At 61.4% G+C, this 352-nt stretch carries 1 protein-coding gene; it reads left to right on the top strand.

The window, feature by feature from the left end:
* The first annotated feature begins 86 nt into the window (after positions 1-86).
* The gene (locus AC0L3B_RS38725; RefSeq protein WP_473382948.1) at positions 87-260 is read left to right on the top strand and encodes a hypothetical protein; all 174 of its coding nucleotides are present in this window, start codon (positions 87-89) and stop codon (positions 258-260) included.
* The last annotated feature ends 92 nt before the right edge of the window (positions 261-352 follow it).

Here is a 352-nt window from a genome sequence, read left to right as displayed (position 1 = left end):
ACTCCAGGCGTAGGTGGCCGCATGGATGCGGTCAAAGCCTTCTTCGAGTTTCACCACCATCATCTCGATGGCGATGATGGGCGGTGGTGGAGTGGTTCAAGGCGTCAGCGCTGCGGCCGTTCCTGGCCCCACTGAACGAGGGCGAAAAAGCTGCTTTCCTGCAGGAGTATCAGGCAAGGATTCCCCAGGCTTATCCAGCCTTGGCCAATGGCACGGTACTGCTGCCATTCCCGCGCCTGTTCATCATAGCCACCCGCTGACGGCATTCAGCGGCGGTCAGGCCACCGCCGCTTGGGCCTTCAAGAATTCATCCGTGGACACCACGGCGGCATAGCCGAAGGCCAGCGAAGCC

The organism is Bradyrhizobium sp. Kon56 (assembly GCF_055807635.1).
The sequence above is the reverse complement of the archived record's forward strand: the minus strand, read 5'-3'. Positions and strand labels throughout refer to the sequence as shown.